Source organism: Embleya sp. NPDC059237, assembly GCF_042754105.1.
GTDB lineage: Bacteria > Actinomycetota > Actinomycetes > Streptomycetales > Streptomycetaceae > Embleya.
Map to the genome: position 1 here is coordinate 404,508 of NZ_JBHZAE010000005.1, position 22,358 is coordinate 426,865.

Genomic DNA, 22,358 nt, shown 5'->3' on the forward strand with positions numbered 1-22,358 from the left:
GTCGGCAAGGAGTAGAGGCAACGTGGCTGAGTCGGAAGAGAAACTGCGCTCGTACCTGCGGAAGGCCATCACCGATGCGCGCGACGCGCATCGCCGGGTACGCGAGTTGGAGGACCGGCAGCGCGAGCCGATCGCGATCGTGGGCATGGCCTGCCGCTTCCCCGGCGGTTTGGGTACGCCGGAGGACCTGTGGCGGTTCGTCGTCGAAGGCGGCGATGCGATCGGCGAGTTCCCGACCGACCGGGGCTGGGACCTCGACGGCCTGTACGACCCGGATCCCGACCGGCCGGGCACGTCGTACGTCCGCGAGGGCGGATTCCTGTACGACGTCGCCGACTTCGACGCCGAGTTCTTCGGCATCTCGCCCCGCGAGGCGGCGGCGATGGACCCGCAGCAGCGACTGCTTCTGGAGACCTCTTGGGAGGCCGTGGAACGCGCGGGCATCGACCCGACGTCGCTGCGGCACAGCCGGACCGGGATCTACACCGGGATCAACGGCCTCGACTACACGACCGTGTTGGCCCGCACCGCCAAGGGCCGGGACGGCACGCTCGGCATGGCCAACGGGGCCAGCCTGCTGGCGGGTCGGGTGGCGTACATCCTCGGCCTGGAGGGGCCGGCGGTGACCGTGGACACGGCGTGTTCGTCGTCCCTGGTGGCACTGCACCTGGCGAGCAACGCACTGCGGTCGGGGGAATGCGACCTGGCCCTGGCAGGCGGCGCGACGGTGATGTGCACGCCGGAGATCTTCGTCAACTTCAGCCGGCAGCGCGGACTGGCCCGCGACGGCCGATGCAAGCCGTTCTCGGCGGCGGCCGACGGGTTCATCCTCTCCGACGGCGCGGGCCTGTTCCTGATCGAACGGCTCTCCGACGCGCGGCGCAACGGACATCCGGTACTGGCCGTGCTGCGCGGTTCGGCGATCAACCAGGACGGCGCGTCGAACGGGCTGACCGCGCCGAACGGCCCGGCCCAGGAGCGGGTGATCCGGCAGGCCCTGCAGAGCGCCGGGCTGGTGACCGGTGACGTGGACGCCGTGGAGGCACACGGCACCGGGACCACGCTCGGCGACCCCATCGAGGCGCACGCGCTGTTGGCGACCTACGGGCAGGATCGGCCCGCGGATCGGCCGCTGAGGCTCGGGTCGATCAAGTCCAACATCGGACACACCCAGGCCGCCGCGGGGGTGGCCGGGATGATCAAGATGGTGTTGGCCCTGCGGCACGGCGTGCTGCCCAGGACGCTGCACGTCGACGCGCCCTCGCCGCACATCGACTGGTCGGCCGGGCGGGTGGAACTGCTCACGGAGCCCGTGCCGTGGCCGAGGTCGGACCGGCCGCGCCGGGCCGGTGTCTCGTCGTTCGGGGCGAGCGGGACGAACGCGCACGTCGTGTTGGAGGAGGCGCCGTCGGACGGCGACGACGGTGTCGTGGAGGTGCCCGCGCCCACGGGCATCGGCAGTGTCCTGCCGTGGGTGTTGTCGGCCCGATCCGAGGCGGCGTTGCGCGCGCAGGCGGGGCGATTGCGGGACTGGCTGGCCGAGCACCCCGAGGCGGATCCGGTCGACGTGGGCCGGTCGTTGGCGGTGGGGCGTGCGGTGCTGGAACGTCGCGCCGTGGTGCGCGGGCGGGATGTCGCCGAACTCGCCGTCGGGATCGGCGAGGTGGCCGACCGCGGAGAACTCGCCGGTGGGCGGCCGATGTTCGCCGGACCCGGTCCGGTGTTCGTGTTTCCGGGGCAGGGGTCGCAGTGGGTGGGGATGGCGGCCGGGTTGTTGGAGTGTTCGCCGGTGTTTGCGGGTGTGGTTGCCGAGTGTGCTGCGGTGATGGATCCGTTGGTGGCGGATTGGTCGTTGTTGGATGTGTTGCGGGGTGGGTCTGCCGGTGAGTTGGAGCGGGTGGATGTTGTTCAGCCGGTGCTGTTTGCGGTGATGGTGGGGCTTGCGCGGTGGTGGGAGTCGTGTGGGGTCGAGCCGGGTGCGGTGATCGGACACTCACAGGGGGAGATCGCGGCTGCGCACATCGCGGGATATCTGTCGCTGGCGGATGCGGTACGGATCGTGGTGTTCCGCAGTCGGGCGCTGCGCGGGATCGCGGCGGCCGGTGGCGGCATGGTCTCCGTGGGCGTGTCCGTCGAGCGTGCCGAGGAACTGGTGGCCGGCTCTGCCGGGTTGTCGCTCGCGGCCGTCAACGGGCCGCAGAGCGTGGTGCTTTCCGGCGACCGTGAGGCACTGGCCGCCGTCGTCGACGCGTGCGAGCGCGAGGGTGCGCGAGCCCGGTGGATCCCCGTGGACTACGCGTCGCATTCCGCGCACATGGAGGTGGTCCGGGACGAGGTCGAGCGTTTGTCGGCCGAGGTGACGCCGCGGGCGGGTCGGGTGCCGATGTACTCGACGCTGACCGGGGAAGTTGTCGCGGACCCGGCCGAGTTGGGCGCCGGCTACTGGTTCGAGAACCTGCGCGGGACGGTACGGCTGACCACCGCAGTGGGGGCAGCCGTTGCCGACGGACACGTCGCCTTCGTCGAGTGCAGCCCGCATCCGGGCCTGGTCGTGCCGCTCGCGGACACCCTCGATGAGCTGGGCGTCGACGACGGCACGGTCCTGGAGACGTTACGGCGGGACGACGGCGGCCCCGATCGGCTGGTCGCCGCGCTCTCGGCGGCGTTCGTCGCGGGTGTGCCGGTGGACTGGGCCGCACTGTTTCCGGGCGAGGGGCGGGCCGACCTGCCCACGTACGCCTTCCAACATCGGCGCTATTGGGCCGAGGCCGAATCGCCCGCAGGCGGCGGCGTGGCCTGGGGGCAGCGCGCGGTGACGCATCCGGTACTCGGCGCCGCCGTCGATCTGGCCGGCGACGCGGGCACCGTGTTCACCGGGCGGCTGTCGACGACCGCCCAACCGTGGCTGGCCGACCACGCCGTGCTCGGCACGGTGATCGTGCCCGGGACGGCGTTCCTGGACCTGGTCCTGCGGGCCGGAGCCGAGGTCGGCTACCCGGCGATCGAGGAACTGACCCTGCACACGCCACTCGTGCTGCCGGACGCCTCGGGCGTCCTGGTACAGGTCGTGGTCGGTGCCGCGGACGGCGGCGGCGACGGGGCCCGGACGGTCGATGTGCACTCGCGAGCCGAGGACGCGCCGCCCGACCACCCGTGGACCCGGCACGCCTCGGGGGTGCTGGTCGCGGCGGGCGAGGAGCGGGCCGAGGACGCGCCGGCCGGGCCGTGGCCGCCGACCGGTGCCGAGGCGGTCGGGGTCGACGACGCCTACGAGCGGCTGGCGGTGGCGGGCTTCGACTACGGCCCCGTGTTCCAGGGGCTGCGGTCGGTCCGGGCGCGAGGCGACGAGTTGTTCGCCGAGGTGGAGTTGCCGGAGGAGGGGCACGCGGACGCGGACCGGTTCGCGGTGCACCCGGCGCTGCTCGATGCCGCGTTGCACCCGCTGGTGGTCGCGGCCGGTGCCGACGCGCCGATCGTGGCCGGGCTGCCGTTCGTGTGGCACGGCATTCGGGCGGGTGTTCCCGGGGCGCGACGGTTGCGGGTTCGGCTGGTGCGCTCGGCGTCGGCGTCGGCGTCGGCGTCGGGGTCGGAGTCGGGGTCGGCTGCGGGCTCGGACTCGGCTTCCGGCGAGGTGTCGGTCCGGGCGTGGGACGAGGGCGGCCGGGAGGTGGTGGCGATCGAGTCGCTGACCATTCGCCCGGTCTCGGCGGACGGGTTGCGGACGCCCGATGCTTTGGTCCGCGACTCCCTGTTCACGCTCGCGTGGACCGCGTTGGAGCTACCGGACGTCGATGACGACGTGCCGAACGCGACCCTGCTGGGCGGTGACGGTGCGGCCGATCTCGCCGCGCTGGTGGCTGCCATGGACACCGGAACGGACGTACCGGCTCTGGTGGCTCTGCCCGTATCGGTCGACGACGCGGACCCCGTGGCGGCGGCGCACACGGCCGGCCGGCAGGTGCTGGCGGTACTCCGGGACTGGCTGGCGGACGAGCGATTCGCCGACTCCCGGCTGGTGTTCGTCACCTCCGGCGCGGTCGCGGTCGCGGACGAGCAGATACGTCCGGCCTCGGCGGCCGTTTGGGGCCTGGTCCGCTCCGCCCAGTCCGAACATCCGGGGCGCTTCGTCCTGGTGGACGCGGACTCCGGCGCCGACCCCGGCCCGGAGTTCGACCGGGCCCTGCGGACCGGTGCGGACCAGCTGATCCTGCGAGATGGAACGGCTCTGATACCGAGCCTGGTTCGAGCCCCGGCGGACGGCGGATCGGGCGGATTCGTGCCCGCTGCCGACGGCACGGTCCTGATCACCGGCGGCACCGGCACCCTGGGCACGCTGCTTGCCCGGCACCTGGTCACCGAACACGGCGTGCGCCGGCTCCTGTTGCTCAGTCGGCGCGGCGGTACGGCCGCCGGCGCGACGGACCTGGTCGCGGAACTCGCCGCGTTCGGTGCCGAGGTGACCTGCGTGGCCGGGGACGCCGCAGACCGCGCCACGCTGGAGCGGGTGTTGGCGGACATCCCCGCCGAACACCCGCTGACGGCGGTGATCCACGCGGCGGGTGTGGTGGACGACGGCGTCGTACAGTCCCTCACCGCCGACCGGCTGGACGCGGTGTTGCGCCCTAAGGTGGACGCCGCGTGGAACCTGCACGAGGCGACCCGGCACCTGGACCTGACCGCGTTTGCGCTGTTCTCCTCTGCGGCGGGTGTGCTCGGAAACCCCGGCCAGGGCAACTACGCGGCGGCCAACGCCTTTCTCGACGCGCTCGCACGCCGCCGGCGCCGTGAGGGCCTGCCCGGCAGCTCGTTGGCGTGGGGCTGGTGGGCGCCGACCAGCGAGATGACCGCGGGGCTCGGCGACGCCGACCGGCAGCGGATGGCGCGTTTGGGTGTACTGCCCCTGGCGCCGGAACAGGGGTTGGCCCTGTTCGACGCGGCGACGAACCATGCCGAACCGACACCGACCGTGGTCCGGATGGACCTCGCGGTGCTACGCACCGCCGGATCGGTGGTGCCCACGCTGCTGCGCGGTCTGGCCCGGGTGCCCAACCGGCGTGCTGCGAGGACGAGTTCGGCGGCCGAGCTGCGCCGTCGTCCGGCCGGCGTATCGGCCTTCGACTGGGAGCAGACGCTGATCCGGTCGGTGTGCGTGCATGCCGCCGCCGTCATCGGCCACGCCGACGCGACCGAGATCGACGAGACACGGGCGTTCCGCGACCTGGGCTTCGATTCGCTCACCGGTCTGGAGCTGCGCAATCGACTGAACACGGCAACCGGACTGCGGCTTCCCGCCACGCTGGTCTTCGACTACCCCAGCCCGGTAGTCCTGGGCCGGTGGTTGCGTGATCGGCTCGCCGAGGAGGACGCCGGGGGCCCGGTCGGCTCGACCCTCGGAGCGCAGGTGGTGTCGCCGGTCGGTTCCGACGCCGGCGAGGACCCGATCGTGATCGTCGGCATGGGCTGCCGGTTTCCCGGCGGGATCACCGCGCCCGAACACCTGTGGGACGTGGTGGCCGGTGGGGTGGACACCCTCACCGACTTCCCCACCGATCGTGGCTGGGACATCGAGCGCATCTTCGACCCGGACCCCGACCGACCCGGCAGCACCTACGTGCGCACCGGCGGATTCGTGGACACGGCCGCCGACTTCGACCCGGACCTCTTCGGGATCTCGCCGCGTGAGGCGTTGGCGATGGATCCGCAGCAGCGATTGCTCCTGGAGACGGCGTGGGAGACGTTCGAGCGGGCGGGCATCGATCCGACCTCGCTGCGCGGCAGCCGGACCGGGGTTTTCGCCGGCGCCATCTACTACGACTACGCGGGTGGCCGGCTGCGGAAGGTGCCGGACGAACTGGAAGGCTACATCGGCAACGGCAATGTGGGCAGCGTCGCCTCGGGCCGGGTGGCCTACACGTTCGGTCTGGAGGGGCCGGCGGTCACCGTGGACACGGCGTGCTCGTCGTCCCTGGTGGCGCTGCACCTGGCGGTGAACGCGGTGCGGTCGGGCGAGTGTGAACTGGCCCTGGCGGGTGGCGTCACCGTGATGTCGACGCCCAGCGTCTTCCTCGACTTCTCCCGGCAGCGCGGCCTGTCGTCCGACGGCCGGTGCCGGTCGTTCGCGGCGGCGGCGGACGGCACCGGGTGGGGTGAGGGTGTCGGGTTGGTGCTGGTGGAGCGGTTGTCGGATGCGCGGCGCAATGGGCATCCGGTTCTGGCGGTGGTGCGTGGGTCGGCGGTGAACCAGGACGGCGCGTCGAATGGTTTGACCGCGCCGAACGGGCCGTCGCAGCAGCGGGTGATTCGGCAGGCGTTGGGCAGCGCCGGGTTGTCGCCCGCCGATGTGGACGCCGTGGAGGCGCACGGGACCGGGACGACGTTGGGTGATCCGATCGAGGCGCAGGCGTTGTTGGCGACCTATGGGCAGGATCGGCCGGGGGATCGGCCGCTGTGGTTGGGGTCGGTGAAGTCGAATATCGGGCACACGCAGGCGGCTGCGGGTGTGGCCGGGGTGATCAAGATGGTGTTGGCGCTGCGGCATGGGGTGTTGCCTCGGACGTTGCATGTGGACGAGCCGACGCCGCATGTGGATTGGTCGGCCGGGCGGGTCGAGGTGTTGGCGGACGAGGTGGCGTGGCCGGCGGGGGAGCGGGTGCGCCGGGCGGGTGTGTCGTCCTTCGGAATCAGCGGGACGAATGCACACGTGGTTCTGGAAGAGCCGCCGCCGGTGACCGAAGTGCCGGATGTGGCCGTCGAGTCCGGGCTCGGCGGACGGCACACCTGGGTGGTGTCGGCGCGGTCCGAGGCAGCGGTACGGGAACAGGCGGCCCGGCTGCGCGACTGGGTCACGGCCCGTCCGGATCTCGATCCGGCCCACGTGGCCCGGTCGTTGGTGTGCGAACGGGCGCTGTTCGGCCATCGGGCGGTGGTCTCCGGCGCCGATCTCGCCGAGCTGGCCGATGGGTTGTCCGCCGTGGCGGCGGGCGCCGAGGGCGCGGTGGTCGGTGCGGTGGGTCGCGGGCCGGGGAAGACGGCCGTGCTGTGCACGGGTCAGGGGGTGCGGGCGCTCGGTATGGGCCGCGAACTTCACGCGGCGTTCCCGGTGTTCGCCGGCGCCCTGGACGAGGTGTGTGCGGCCTTCGACGATGTGGTGCCGTTCTCGGTGCGGGACGTCGTGCTCGGTGCCGAAGGGGTGTCGGATGCCGACGCGCAGGACACCGGGGTGGCCCAGCCGGCGCTGTTCGCGTTCGAGGTGGCGCTGTACCGGCTGTGGGCCTCGTGGGGGCAGGCGCCCGACTTCGTGGTGGGGCATTCGCTCGGCGAGATCGTTGCGGCGCATGTGGCGGGAGTGTTCTCACTCGCGGATGCGGTGGTCTTCGTCGCGGCGCGGGCTCGGTTGATGAGTGCGCTGCCGAGTGGAGGGGCGATGCTCGCCGTCGGTGCGAGCGAGGCCGAGGTGGCGGCGTCGTGCCCGGCCGAGGTGACGATCGCAGCGGTGAACGGCCCGGCGAGTGTGGTGGTTTCCGGACCCGCCGAGGCGGTGGCCGCGCTCGAACCGGACTGCGTGATGCGCGGGTGGCGGATCTCGCGCCTGTCGGTGTCGCACGCCTTCCACTCGGCGCTGATGCAACCGATGTTGGCCGAACTCCGCGAGGTGCTGACCGGGTTGACCTACGGCACGCCCGAGATCGCGGTGGTGTCGGACACCACCGGGCGGGTCGCGGGCGCCGAAGAGTTGGCTGATCCCGAGTACTGGGTGCGGCACGTACGCCGCGCGGTGCGCTTCGGGGATGCGATCGCCACGCTGCGCGCCGAAGGGGTACGCACCTTCGTGGAGATCGGGCCGGAGGCGGCGTTGACCGCGATGGTGGTCGAGGGCACGGCCGGCGCGGAGGACGTGGCCGCCGTAGCGACCCGGCGTCGGGGTCGAGCGGCCGTGTCGAGTGTGGTGGAGGCGCTCGCCCGGGTGTTCGTGCACGGCGCGACGGTGGATTGGGCCGCGTTGTCCACCGGTTCCGGGCCCGCGGGACGGGTGGACCTGCCGACCTACGCCTTCGAGCGGCGGCGCTTCTGGTTGCACGCCGGTGTGGACGCGGGCGACGCGGTCGGGCTGGGGCAGGGTGTGGTGGACCATCCGCTGCTCGGTGCGGTCGTGGGCCTGGCGGACGACCAGGGCTTCCTGTTCACCGGCCGGTTGGCCCTGGACACCCATCCGTGGCTGGCTGAACACACCGTCTTGGGCACGGTATTGCTGCCGGGCACGGCATTCCTGGAACTGGCCCTGCACGTCGGCCACCTCCTGGACTGCGCGCGGGTCGACGAGCTGACCCTGTCGGCCCCGCTGGCGCTGCCGTCGACGGGCGGTGTGCAGGTCCAGGTCCGAGTCGGTGTACCGGAGGGGAGCGGGACGCGGACGATCACGGTGCATGCCCGCCCGGATTCGGCGGAGGAGGCGCCTTGGACGCTGCACGCCGCCGGGGCCCTGGGTCCATCAGCCGAGGTGGATGCACCCTCGGATGCCGCGAGTTGGCCGCCTGCCGATGCGACCGCGATGGACTCGGCGGGGCTGTATCCCTGGTTCGCCGAGACCGGCGTCGACTACGGACCCTCGTTCCGGGGCGTACAAGCGACCTGGCGCCGTGATGACGAGGTGTTCGCGGAGATCGTGCTCGCGGCCGACGACCCGGCCGCCGACGGCCGGTTCGAGCTGCACCCCGCGCTGTTCGACGCCGCGTTGCACCCGCTGGGCCTGACCCTGCTCGACGCGGCGGAGCCGCGCCTGCGGCTGCCGTTCTCCTGGCGCGGAGTGGCGCTGCACACGTCCGGGGCACGCACGTTGCGGGTTCGGCTGCGTCCCAGCGGGCCCGACACCATCGCGGTGACGGCCACCGACGAGACGGGCCGACCGGTGGTCGCGGTCGAGGCCCTGGCGGTGCGCGAACCCTCGCGGGACCGACTGCCACGACCCGACGCGAACGCGGGCGAGTTGTTCGAGCCGCAGTGGACGCCGCTGTCACCGGCGGACACGGCGGACATGGCGGACACGCTCGGGGCGGTGGTGGGCGGCCCCGAACTCGCCTCGACAGCCGCCCGATTCGGTGCCACACATCACCCTGACCTGGCCGCCCTGGCCGAATCGGCAATCCCCGAGACGGTCCTGTACGACCTGGTCACCGCCGTTCCCGGCGTATCCGCCGAAGCCGTACACCAAGCCGCCGCCCAAGCGCTGGACCTGGCCCGATCCTGGCTCGCCGACGAGCGCTTCGAGTCGGCCCGCCTGATCGTGCGCACCCGACACGCGGTCGCCGCCGCCGAAGGCGACGCGCCGGACCCGGCCGCCGCCGCGACCCATGGCCTGCTTCGTACCGCCTGCTCCGAACACCCCGAGCGGTTCGCGCTCGTCGACGCCGACGACCTCGACGAGGTCTCGCCCGAGGCCATCGCCGCCGTCGTGGTCGAGCCCGAGGCGGCCGTGCGGGCCGGTCGCGTCCTGGTTCCGCGCCTGCGCCGAGCGGCCGTGGTGCCCAAGGCCGACTTCGGCTTCGCCGCCGAAGGCACCGTCCTGATCACCGGTGGCACCGGAGCACTGGGCCGGCAGGTCGCCCGGCACCTGGTGCGCGTACACGGGGTGCGCCGCCTCCTCCTGCTCTCCCGTCGCGGCGACGAAGCCCCCGAGGCCGCCGAGTTGCGGGCCGAACTGATCGAGGCCGGCGCGCACGTCACCTTCGCCGCCGGAGACGCTGCCGAACGTGGCGTGCTGGCCGACGTGTTGGCCGCGATCCCGGCCGCCCACCCGCTGACCGGCGTGGTGCACCTGGCCGGGGTGACCGACGACGGGCTGGTCGGGACGCTGACTCCCGAGCGGCTGGCGGCGGTGTTGCGCCCCAAGATCGACGCGGCGCTGCACCTGGACGAACTCACCGCCGACGCCGACCTGTCGGCGTTCGTCCTGTTCTCCTCGGCCGCCGGTCCGGTCGGCAACCCCGGCCAGGCCAACTACGCGGCGGCCAATGTCGCCCTCGACGCGCTGGCCCGCCGGCGCCGAGCGCGCGGCCGACCGGCCGTGTCGTTGCAGTGGGGATTGTGGGCCGAACGCAGTGCGCTGACCGCGACGATGAGCGCGACCGATCGGCGCCGGGCGGCCGGCGCGGGTGTGCGGGCGTTGTCCGTCGAGCAGGGCCTCGCACTGCTGGACGCGGCGGCCGGGCGGCCCGAGGCGGTGCTGACGCCGCTGCGCCTCGATCCGGCGATCCTGCGCGGTCCGGAGGAGCGGGTGGCGCCCGTGTTGCGCGGGCTGGTGCCGACCCGGGCCCGGCGTGCGCCGGCCCGTACCTCGGACACCGCCCGCTCACTGGTGCGCCGATTGGCCGCGTTGCCCGAGGCCGAGCAGGACCGGCTGTTGGTCGACCTGGTCCGTACCCACGCGGCCGGTGTGCTCGGCCACGCCGACGCGCGCACGATCGACCCGGACCGCGCGTTCGGCGAACTGGGCCTGGACTCGCTGGCGGCGTTGGAACTGCGCACCCGGTTGAGCACGGCGGTCGGGCTGCGCCTGCCCGCCACGATGTTGTTCGACCATCCGTGCGCGCGTGCCGTGGGCGTACACCTGCGCGCGCAACTGCTCGACGCGCCGACACCCGGGCGGGCGGCGGGTGTCGCCCGGCCGGTGTCGGACGAGCCGGTCGCGGTGGTGGCGATCAGCTGCCGCTTCCCCGGCGGCGTCGCGAGCCCCGAGGACCTGTGGCGGCTGGTGTCGGAACACACCGACGCCATCTCGGAGTTCCCGCAGGATCGGGGCTGGGTCCTGGCCGAGCTGTTCCACCCGGACCCCGAACATGCCGGTACCTCGTATGTACGCGAGGGCGGATTCCTTTACGAGGCAACCGAGTTCGACCCGGAGTTCTTCGGCATCTCGCCGCGCGAGGCGCTGGCCATGGACCCGCAGCAGCGGTTGCTCCTGGAGGCGTCCTGGGAGGCGATCGAGCGCGCCGGCGTGGATCCCAGGTCGCTGCGCGGCAGTCGTACCGGGGTGTACGCGGGCCTGATGTACGCCGACTACGCGTCGCGGCTGGGCAGCGCGCCGGAGGGCGTGGACGGCTATCTCGGCAACGGCAGCGCGGGCAGTATCGCGTCCGGGCGGGTGGCCTACACGCTGGGTCTGGAGGGGCCCGCGGTGACCGTGGACACCGCCTGCTCGTCGTCCCTGGTCGCACTGCACCTGGCGGCCAACGCACTGCGCCAGGGTGAGTGTGATCTGGCGCTGGCGGGCGGGGTGACGGTGATGTCCAGCCCGGCCACGTTCGTCGAGTTCTCCCGGCAGCGCGGCCTGGCCCCGGATGCGCGGTGCAAGTCGTTCGCGGCCGGCGCCGACGGTACCTCGTGGTCCGAGGGCATCGGTCTGCTCCTGGTGGAACGCCTGTCGGACGCGCGCCGGTTGGGCCATCCGGTGCTGGCCGTGGTGCGCGGCAGTGCGATCAACCAGGACGGCGCCAGCAACGGCCTGGCCGCGCCCAACGGGCTCGCCCAGGAGCGGGTGATCCGGGATGCGCTCGCGCACGCCGAGTTGCGTCCGTCCGACGTGGACGCGGTGGAGGCGCACGGCACCGGCACGCCGCTGGGCGACCCGATCGAGGCGCGCGCCCTGCTCGCCACCTACGGGCAGGACCGGCCGGCGGATCGGCCGTTGTGGCTGGGGTCGGTCAAGTCCAACCTCGGGCACACCCAGGCGGCGGCGGGCGTGGCCGGCGTGATCAAGATGATCATGGCGATGCGGCATGCCGAACTGCCCGGGACGCTGCACGTGGACGCCCCCTCACCGCACGTGGACTGGTCGGCGGGGGCGGTGTCGCTGCTCACCGCCGCGACCCCGTGGCCGCAAACCGGGCGTCCGCGCCGTGCGGGGGTGTCGTCGTTCGGGATCAGCGGGACCAACGCGCACGTGATCCTGGAACAGGGCGACCCCGCCCCGACCGCGCCCGCGGAACCGGCACCGGCGTCGGCGCCTCCGGCCGCGCTGGCGTGGCCACTGTCCGGGGCGAGCGCGGCGGCACTGCGCGGGCAGGCCGAGCGGCTGCGCGCACACCTGGACGCGCACCCCGAGTACGGGCCGGTCGACATCGCGCACGCGCTCGTCGGCGGCCGATCCCGGTTCGAACACCGCGCCGTGGTGGTCGCCGAGGACGCGGCGGGCCTGCGGGCCGGGCTGGACGCGCTGAGCGCCGACCGGCCCGACGCGGCGGTGCCGGTGGGCGTGGCCGGCGAACCCGGCCGGATCGCCTTCGTGTTCGGCGGACAGGGTTCGCAGTGGCCCGGCATGGGCGCCCGACTGCTCACCGAGTCGCCGGTCTTCGCCGCCCGGATCCGCGACTGCGACGCGGCACTCGCGCCGCACACCGACTGGTCGCTGCTCGCCGTGCTGCGCGGCGAGCCCGACGCGCCGCCGCTCGACCGGGTCGACGTGGTGCAACCGGTGTTGTTCGCGGTGATGGTCGCGCTCGCCGAACTGTGGCGCTCGCTGGGCGTACGGCCGGCTTCGGTGGTCGGCCACTCGCAGGGCGAGATCGCCGCCGCCCACATCGCGGGCGCGCTCACCCTCGACGACGCGGCCCGGATCGTCGCACTGCGCAGCCGCGCCCTGCGCGGGTTGTCCGGCGACGGCGGGATGATGTCCGTCGCGGCCGGCCCGGAGCAGATCGCCCGATTGCTCGACGGATTCGCGGACCGGCTCGGCATCGCCGCCGTCAACGGCCCCGCCGCCGTGGTGATTTCCGGCGCGGCCGACGCGCTTGCCGAACTGCACGCCCACTGCGAGGCGGACGGGATCCGCGCCCGGGTGCTCCCGGTCGACTACGCCTCGCACTCCGCCCAGGTCGAGCAGGTCCGCGAGGAACTGCTCGCCGCCCTGGGCGAGATCGTGCCCACGCCGACCACCGACGCGGTCTTCTACTCCTCGGTCACCGGCGAACCCGTCGAGGGCACCGCGCTCGACGCCGAGTACTGGTACCGCAACCTGCGCGCCACCGTCGCCTTCGACCGGGCCACCGATGCCCTGCTGCGGGACGGCCACACGGTGTTCGTCGAGACCAGCCCGCATCCGGTCCTTGCGCCCGCCGTCGAGGACAGTGCCCAGCGCGCCGGTACGGACGTGACGGTCGTGGGCAGCCTCCAGCGCGACGCCGACACCCTCGCCCGTTTCCTCACCGCCGCGGCCGGCCTGCACGTGCACGGCGTCCCGGTGGACTGGTCCGCGACCCACGCCGGACACCGGCCCCGGCCGGTCGACCTGCCCACCTACGCATTCCAACGCGAGCGCTACTGGCTGGAGGCGGGCAAGACGCCCACCGACGCGGCCGGCCTCGGCCTGCACCCGGCGGCACACCCCCTGTTGGGCGCGGCCGTGGTACCCGCCGAGGGCGACCGGCACATCCTCACCGGCCGCATCTCGCTGCGCACCCACCCCTGGCTCGCCGACCACACGATCCTGGACACGGTGCTGCTCCCGGGCACCGCGTTCGTCGAACTCGCCCTCCAGGCGGGCGATCGGGCCGACTGTGACCTGATCGAGGAGCTGACCGTCGAGGCCCCGCTGCGGCTCACCGACACCGGCGCCGTACACCTGCAGGTGTTGCTGGACGAGCCGGACGAGCAGGGCCGCCGAGCGCTGACCATCCACTCCCGAGCCGACGACGCGCCCGCGGAGCAGGCGTGGACGCGGCACGCGAGCGGGGTACTGGCGCCGGTCGCGGACGGCCTCGACGCCGCGCCGGCGACCGACGCCGCGTGGCCGCCCGCCGGGGCCGTCGCGCTGGACGTGGACGGGCTGTACGAGCGGTTGGCCGGGCAGGGCTACCGGTACGGACCGGCCTTCCGCGCGGTGCGGGCCGCGTGGCGCCTGGGCGATACGGTCCTGGCCGAGGTCGCGCCGGGCGACGAGGCGCACGGCGCACGGGACTTCGCGCTGCACCCGGCCCTGCTGGACGCCGCGCTGCACGCCGCCGGCGCCGCCGACAGCGGAACATCCGGCGGGGACGGTGCCATCGGCCTACCCTTCGCCTGGACCGACGTACGCCTGCACGCCGTCGGCGCAGCCGCGCTCCGGGTCCGCCTGGAACGCCGCGGCCCGGACACCGTCGGCCTCGAACTCACCGATCACACCGGCGCCTTGGTCGCCACCGTCGGTGCCCTGGTCGGCCGCCCCGCGACCGCCGACCGGCTCGCGCCCGCCGCCGACCCGGCCCACCGCGACCTCCACCACGTCGACTGGTCCCCGCTGCCCACCCCCACCGAACCCAGCACCGCCCGCTGGTCGTTGCTCGGCCCGGACGAACTGGAGGCGGTGGCCGGGCTGCGCGCCGCCGGCGCCGAGGTGCACGCGGACGGCGACCCCGACCCCGCCGACGTACTGCTGATCACCTGCGCCGGCCGGACCGGGGACGACGTCCCCGAAACCGCCCGGGCCGCCACACACCGCGTACTCGACCTGCTCCAGCGCGCACTGACCGACCCACGCCTCACCGCATGCACCCTGGTCGTGCTGACCCGGGGCGCAGTACCCGGGCACCACGGCGAGGACGTGTGCGACCTGGTCGCCGCGCCGATCGTGGGCCTGGTCCGCTCCGCGCAGACCGAACACCCGGGCCGGATCGTGCTGGTCGACCTGGACGACCACGCCGACTCCTTCGCCGCGCTGCGCGCCGCCGTCGTCACCGACGTCGGCGAACCGCAACTGGCCATCCGCACGGGCACCGTGTCCGCACCCCGACTGATCCGCACCGGCACCGAACCGCGCCTGAGCCCGCCCGCCGGCGCCCCGGCCTGGCGGCTCGACCTGCTCGGCGGTGGCACCCTGGACCGGCTCGCGCTGCTCCCGAACGCCGACGCGGCGGTCCCGCTCGCGCCCGGACAGGTCCGGATCGCCGTCCGCGCCGCCGGGCTGAACTTCCGCGACGTCGTGGTCGCCCTCGGCATGGTCACCGACACCCGCCCGCCCGGCGGCGAGGGGGCCGGAATCGTCGTGGAGGTCGGCCCCGATGTGCCCGAACTCGTCCCGGGCGACCGGGTGATGGGCCTGTTCGGCGGCGGCACCGGACCGATTACCGTGGCCGACCACCGGCTGCTCGCGCCGATCCCCACCGGCTGGACCTACGCCCAGGCCGCGGCCGTCCCGGTCGTGTTCCTGACCGCCTACTACGGCCTGGCCGACCTCGGCGGGTTGCGCGCCGGCGAATCGCTGCTCGTCCACGCCGCCACCGGCGGAGTGGGCATGGCGGCCGTGCAACTGGCCCGGCACTGGAACGTGGAGGTGTTCGGCACCGCCTCGCCCGGAAAATGGGCCACCCTGCGCGGCCAGGGCGTGGACGACGCGCATCTGGCGTCCTCGCGCGATCTCGACTTCGCGCACCGGTTCGGCGAGGTCGACGTGGTGCTCAACTCGCTCGCGCACGAATTCGTCGACGCCTCACTGCGGTTGCTCGCGCCCGGCGGCCGATTCCTGGAGATGGGCAAGACCGACATCCGCGACCGGGACGAGGTGCTTGCCGCCCATCCGGGCCGCGACTACCGGGCGTTCGACCTGATGGACGCGGGGCCGGAGCGGATCCGGGAGATGCTGGCCGACCTGTACCGGCTCTTCGAGACCGGCGTGCTGCACCCGCTGCCCGTGACCCCGTGGGATGTGCGCGGTGCGGTCGGCGCGTTCCGGCACCTGAGCCAGGCCCGGCACACCGGCAAGATCGTGCTGACCCTGCCGCCCACCCTCGGCGCCGCTCCCGACCCGGAGGGCACGGTCCTGATCACCGGCGGCACCGGCACCCTCGGCGGCCTGCTCGCCCGCCACCTCGTACGCACCGCCGGGGTACGACACCTGCTCCTGATCGGCCGGCGCGGCCCGGCCGCCGACGGCGCGGCCGAGTTGTCCGCCGAACTGACCGCGCTCGGCGCCCGGGTGACCATCGCGGCCTGCGACGCCGCCGACCGTGCGGCGCTGGCCGCGCTGCTCGCCGACATCCCGGCCGAACACCCGCTCACCTCGGTGATCCACGCCGCCGGCGTGATCGACGACGCGGCGCTGACCGCGCTCACCCCCGAGCGGCTGGACCGGGTGCTGCGCCCGAAACTGCACGCCGCCTGGAACCTGCACGAGCTGACCCGCGACCTCGACCTGGCCGAGTTCGTGCTGTTCTCCTCGATGGCCGGCACCTTCGGCGGCGCCGGACAGGCCAACTACGCCGCCGCGAACGCCTTCCTGGACGCGCTCGCCCAGCACCGCCGAGCCCGCGGCCTGGCCGCGACCGCGGCCGCCTGGGGTCTGTGGGCGCAGGCCAGCGGGATGACCGGACACCTGGGCGCCGAGGACCTGAACCGCATTGCCCGCACCGGCGTCGCCGCGCTGGAGACCGCCCACGCACTCACCCTGTACGACGCGCTCCGCGCGGCCGACCGCCCCACGATCGTGCCCGCCCGCCTGGACCCGGACGCGCTGCGCGCCGCCGCCCCGACCGTACCCGCACTGCTGCGCGACCTGGTGCGCCCGCGCGGACGCCGCGCCGCCGCCGACACCGCGCCGGACGCCGCGTCCCTGGCCGAGCGGCTGGCCCGACTGCCCGAGGAGCGGCGCCGGCAGACGCTGCTGACCCTGGTTCGCACCGAGACCGCCGCCGTCCTGGGCCACGCCACCCCGGACGCGGTCGCCCCGCTGCGCCCGTTCAAGGCCCTCGGCTTCGACTCGCTCACGTCGGTCGAACTGCGCAACCGCATCGGTGCGGCGACCGGCCTGCGCCTGCCCGTCACCCTGGTCTTCGACCACCCGACCCCGCAGGCCCTCGCCGACCACGTCGGCGCCGAACTCCTGGGCGTAGCGCCCGTGGTCGTCGAACCCGAGCGACCCGCCGCACACACCGACGACGACCCGATCGTGATCGTGAGCGTCGGCTGCCGCTACCCGGGCGGGGTGGCCGGACAGGACGAGATGTGGCGGATGCTCGCCGAGGGCACCGACACCATCGGACCCTTCCCCCAGGACCGGGGTTGGGAGTTGGACACACTCTTCGACCCGGACCCCGACCGGGTGGGCAAGTCGTACGTCCGTGAAGGCGGATTCGTCGCCGACGCGGTGCACTTCGACGCGGAGTTCTTCGGGATCTCGCCCCGCGAGGCGACCTCGATGGACCCGCAGCAGCGGCTCCTGTTGGAGACCGCGTGGGAAACGTTCGAGCAGGCCGGCATCGACCCCACCACGCTGCGCGGCAGCGGCACGGGCGTGTTCGTCGGGGCCATGGCGCAGGACTACCACGGCACTTCGCAGGCGATGGCCGAGGGCCAGGAGGGCTACCTGCTGACCGGGACCGCGACCAGCGTGATCTCCGGCCGGGTCTCCTACGTCCTGGGCCTGGAGGGGCCGGCGGTGACCGTGGACACCGCGTGCTCGTCATCCCTGGTCGCCCTGCACCTGGCGGCGAACGCACTGCGTGCGGGTGAGTGCGATCTCGCGCTTGCGGGCGGGGTGGCGGTGTTGACGTCGCCGCAGGCGTTCATCGAGTTCAGCCGGCAGCGCGGACTGGCCGCGGACGGGCGCTGCAAGCCCTTCGCGGCGGCGGCCAACGGCACCGGCTGGGGCGAGGGTGTCGGCCTGGTACTCGTCGAGCGGCTGTCCGACGCGCGCCGGCGCGGGCATCCGGTACTGGCCGTGGTGCGCGGCTCGGCGGTCAACCAGGACGGCGCCTCGAACGGGCTGACCGCACCCAACGGCCCCTCGCAACAGCGGGTGATCCGACAGGCGCTGCGCAACGCGGGCCTGGTCGCGACGGACGTCGACGCGGTCGAGGCGCACGGCACCGGGACCACGCTCGGCGACCCGATCGAGGCGCAGGCGCTGCTGGCGACCTACGGGCAGGACCGGCCGGCGCAACGGCCGCTGTGGCTGGGGTCGGTCAAGTCCAACATCGGGCACACCCAGGCCGCGGCGGGGGTCGCCGGGGTGATCAAGATGGTGCTCGCGCTGCGGCACGGGACGTTGCCGCCGACGTTGCACGTGGACGCGCCCACGCCGCATGTGGACTGGGCGTCGGGACAGGTGCGGCTGCTTACCGAGCCGGTGGCGTGGCCGGCGGGGGAACGGGTGCGTCGGGCCGGGATCTCCTCGTTCGGGGTGAGCGGGACCAACGCGCACGTGATCATCGAGCAGGCGCCGGCGGAGGGCGCGGTCGATGCCGCGCCGGTCGATGCCGCACCGGTCGATGCCTCGCCGGCCGCCGTGCTCGGGGGGATCGTGCCGTGGGTGGTGTCCGCGCGATCCCAGGCCGGGTTGCGGGCGCAGGCGGCGCGGCTGCGGGACTGGGCCGCCGCGCATCCGGACTTTGCCCCGGCCGACGTGGCCGCCTCGCTGGTGCGCGGGCGGGCGGTGTTCGAGCGGCGCGCGGTGGTCCGGGGTCGGGATACCGACGAACTGGTCGCCGCACTGGCTGATTTGGCCGCCTCGCCGGCAACGGGCGAGGCGCCGACGGCGATCGGGCCCGGGCCGGTGTTCGTCTTCCCCGGCCAGGGATCGCAATGGGTTGGCATGGCGGCGGAGTTGCTGACGTGCTGCCCGGTCTTCGCGGAGACCGTCACGCAGTGCGCCGAGGTGATGGACCCGCTGCTGCCGGGCTGGGCGCTGCTCGACGTGCTGCGCGGCACCGACGACGAGACGGCCGAACTGCTGCGCCGGGTCGAGGTGGTGCAACCCGTGCTGTTCGCGGTGATGGTGGGTCTGGCCCGCTGGTGGGAGTCGTGCGGGGTGCGACCGGCCGCGGTGATCGGGCACTCCCAGGGCGAGATCGCCGCCGCGTACATGGCCGGCCACCTGACCCTGCCGGACGCCGCCCGGATCGCCGCGCTGCGGATCCGCGCGGTGCAGGCCGCCGACATGATTCGCGGCGCGATGGTGGCCGTCGCGGTATCCGCCCTGCGGGCCGAGGAGTTGATCACCCGCACCGGCACCGGGGACCTGGTCAACGTGGGCGGGATCAACAGCCCGACCAACACCGTGTTGTCCGGCGACACCGACGCCTTGGCCCTGATCGTGGCCGACTGCGAGCGCGAGGGTGTACGGGCGCGCTGGATCCCGGCCGCATACTCCTCGCACTCGCCGCAGATGGACGCTGTACGCGGCGACCTGGAACGCCTGCTCGCGGGCATCCAACCCACCCCCGGGCGGGTGCCGATGTACTCCACGGTCACCGGCGGCCGACTCGCCGACGACGCGCTGCTCGACATCGACTACTGGTTCGAGAACATGCGGCGCACCGTGCGGTTCGAGGAGGCGATCGGCGCGGCGGCGGCCGACGGACACACCGTGTTCCTCGAATGCAGCTCGCACCCCGGCCTGGTGGTGCCGCTCGGCGACACCCTGGACTCGCTCGGCGTGCACGGCGCCACCCTGGAGACGCTGCGCCGCGCGGACGGCGGCGCCGATCGGCTGCTCGCCGCGCTCTCCGCGATGTTCGTGCACGGCGGCGCGGTGGACTGGGCCGGGCTGCTACCGGGTCGCCGGGTCGCGCTGCCCACGTACGCCTTCCAGCGTCGGCGGCACTGGGTGGAGCCCGTCGGACCGGCCCGAGGGGGCGTCGGCTGGGGGCAGTTCGCGGTGGAGCACCCGATCCTGGGCGCCGGGGTCGACCTGGCCGACGGCTCGGCGACCGTGTTCACCGGGCGCCTGGACACCACCACACACGGTTGGCTCGCCGACCACCTCGTGCTCGGCGAAGTCCTGGTCCCGGGCACGGTGTTCGTGGACCTGGCGCTGCGCGCGGGCGGCGCCCTCGGCTGTGCGGTGGTCGAGGAGTTGGCCCTGCACGAGCCGCTGGTGTTGCCGGACGCGGACGGGGTGCGGATCCAGGTCACCGTCGAGGCACCGGACGACGCGGGTACGCGGGCGCTGACCATACACTCCCGGCCCGAGGACGCGCCCGCCGCCGAGCCGTGGACCCGACACGCCTCGGGCACGGTGGCCCCCGGCGCGCACCGGCCGCAGCAGGAGTCCGGGCCGTGGCCGCCGATCGGGGCGACGCCGCTGGACGTGGCGGACGTATATCGGCGGTTGACCGAACTGGGCCTGGGCTACGGCCCGACGCTCGCCGGACTGCGGGCGGCGTGGCGGCGCGGCGACGACCTGTTCGCCGAGGTCGCGCGCACCGCCGACGGCGAACGTGGCACCGCCCGCTTCGGCCTGCACCCGGCCCTGCTCGATGCGGCCCTGCACGGGCTTGCCCCCGGCTCGGCACCCGGCGGCGCACCGACCGAGGTGCGGCTGGCCGGCGCCTGGCGCGGGGTGACGCTGGGCGGCGATGCCGGTACCGCCGGCCGGATTCGGCTGCGGGGCGTCGACGGGAACGGCGTCGAGGTCGAACTGGCCGACGAGGCAGGCCGATCCATGGCGCGGATCGAGTCGGTGGCGCTGCGGCCATGGACCGCGGGGCAGGTGCGGGCGGCCGGGCGGGCCCGACCGTGGTTGACCCGCTGGGAGTGGGCCCGGGTCGAGCCGACCGACCCGGCGGCGGCAGGAGGTCGCTGGGCCGTGCTCGGTGCGCGGGCCTGGGACGGGGTGCCGGCCTATGCGACCGCCGCCGAACTGATCGCGGCCGTCGAGGTCGGCGTCCCGGTTCCGGATCTGGTCGCGCTGCCCGTGCGGATCGACCCGGCCGGCGGGCTCGATCCGGAGGCGATCCGGGCCACGATCCGGGCGGTGCGCGAGACCCTGCGGCAGTGGCGGGCCGAGCCGCGGCTGGCGGCCTCCCGCCTGGTCGTGGTGACCCACGACGCGGTCTCGGCGCGGCCCGAGGACCGGGTCACCGATCCGGGCGCGGCGGCGGTGTGGGGCGTGGTCCGGGCGGCCCGGGCGGCGGACCCCGAGCGGTTCGTGCTCGCCGACGTGGACGGGGAGGACGGGTCCTGGCCGGTGCTGCTGGCCGAAGCGTCCGCCGGTCGCGCCGAGTTCGCGATCCGCGCGGGCACGGTACTGCTGCCGGGCCTGGCCCGGGTACCGGCGGGCGAGACCGGCACGGCGGGCTTCCCGACCGACGGCACGGTATTGGTCACTGTCGCGACCGACCCGACCGACCCGACCGACCCGACCGACCCGACCGACCCGACCGACGGTACCGACCCGGTCGGCGCACTGCTGGCTCGGCACCTGGTGACCGCCCACGGAGTGCGCCGGCTGATCCTGGCCGGCGGGCCCGCCGCCGGGATGCCGCTTGCTCGGGAACTGGCCGCGCAGGGCGCGGAGATCGACGTGGTCGTCTGCGACGTGACCGACCGCACCGAACTGGCGAAGCTGCTGGCCACGATCCCCGAGCACAGCCCGCTGACCGCCGTGGTGCACACCGCCGGGCTCGGCCGGTCGCACACCGAGGCCATGCTGCGGGCCCGGGTGGACGCGGCCGTACACCTGCACGAACTCACCCGCGATGCCGACCTGTCCGCCTTCGTGCTCTGCACCGCCCTGGACGGCGTACTCGCCGACCCCGGGCGCGGCGAACACGCGGCCGGCGACGCCTTCCTGGACGCCCTGGCCCGGCACCGGCACGCCGCCGGGCTGCCCGCGCTCGCGCTGGCCTGGGCACCGGGGGCCGAACCGGTCGCCGGGCTGCTGCCGTTGCCCGGCGAGCAGGCCACGGTCCTGTTCGACCGGGCCCTCGGGCTGCCCGAACCGGCCCTGATCCCGCTCGCGCCGGACACCTCGGCGCTGCGCCGGGCCGAACCGGGCGCACTGCCGGCGCTGTTGACCACGCTGGTGGCCGACCCGAACCACCGCGTCGGCGCCGCCGCCGAGGCGGCGCCCGCGCTGATCGGCCGACTGCTCGACCTGCCGGACGACGAGCGGGAAAGCGCCCTGGTCGACCTGGTTCGCGGCTGCGCCGCCGCGATCCTCGGTCATGCCGATCCGACCGCGATCGAGACGGGAGCGGCGTTCAAGGATCTCGGCTTCGACTCGCTGACCGCCCTGGAGATGCGCAACCGACTGCGCGCCGCGCTGGGCCTGACCCTGCCGGCCACGCTGATCTTCAGCCACCCCAACGCGGCGGCCCTGGGCCGGCACCTGCACGGTCTGCTGCGCCGCGAGCACGGGGTCTCGTGGGACTCGGTGCTCGGCGAGATCGACCGGGTCGAGGCGATGCTCGCACAACTCGACGACGCGGACCGCGCCAGGGCGACGGAGCGGCTGCGGGACCTGATCGGCGGCCCGGAAGCCCCGCTCGCCGGCCGCGAGTCGGGCGCGAACGGTGACGCGGCCGGCGGCCGAGGGTTCGACGCGGCCACCGACGAGGAGCTGTTCGACTTCATCGACGGCGGGATCGAGCACTGATTCGACAACGGCGGGATCG

1 protein-coding gene is annotated in these 22,358 nt (G+C 74.1%); it reads left to right on the forward strand.

Annotated features, from left to right (window positions below):
* Nucleotides 1-22: 22 nt before the first annotated feature.
* Entirely contained in the window at nt 23-22,339 is a 22,317-nt protein-coding gene (locus ACFXKZ_RS19000) for an SDR family NAD(P)-dependent oxidoreductase (RefSeq protein ID WP_380001834.1), read from the forward strand.
* The last annotated feature ends 19 nt before the right edge of the window (nt 22,340-22,358 follow it).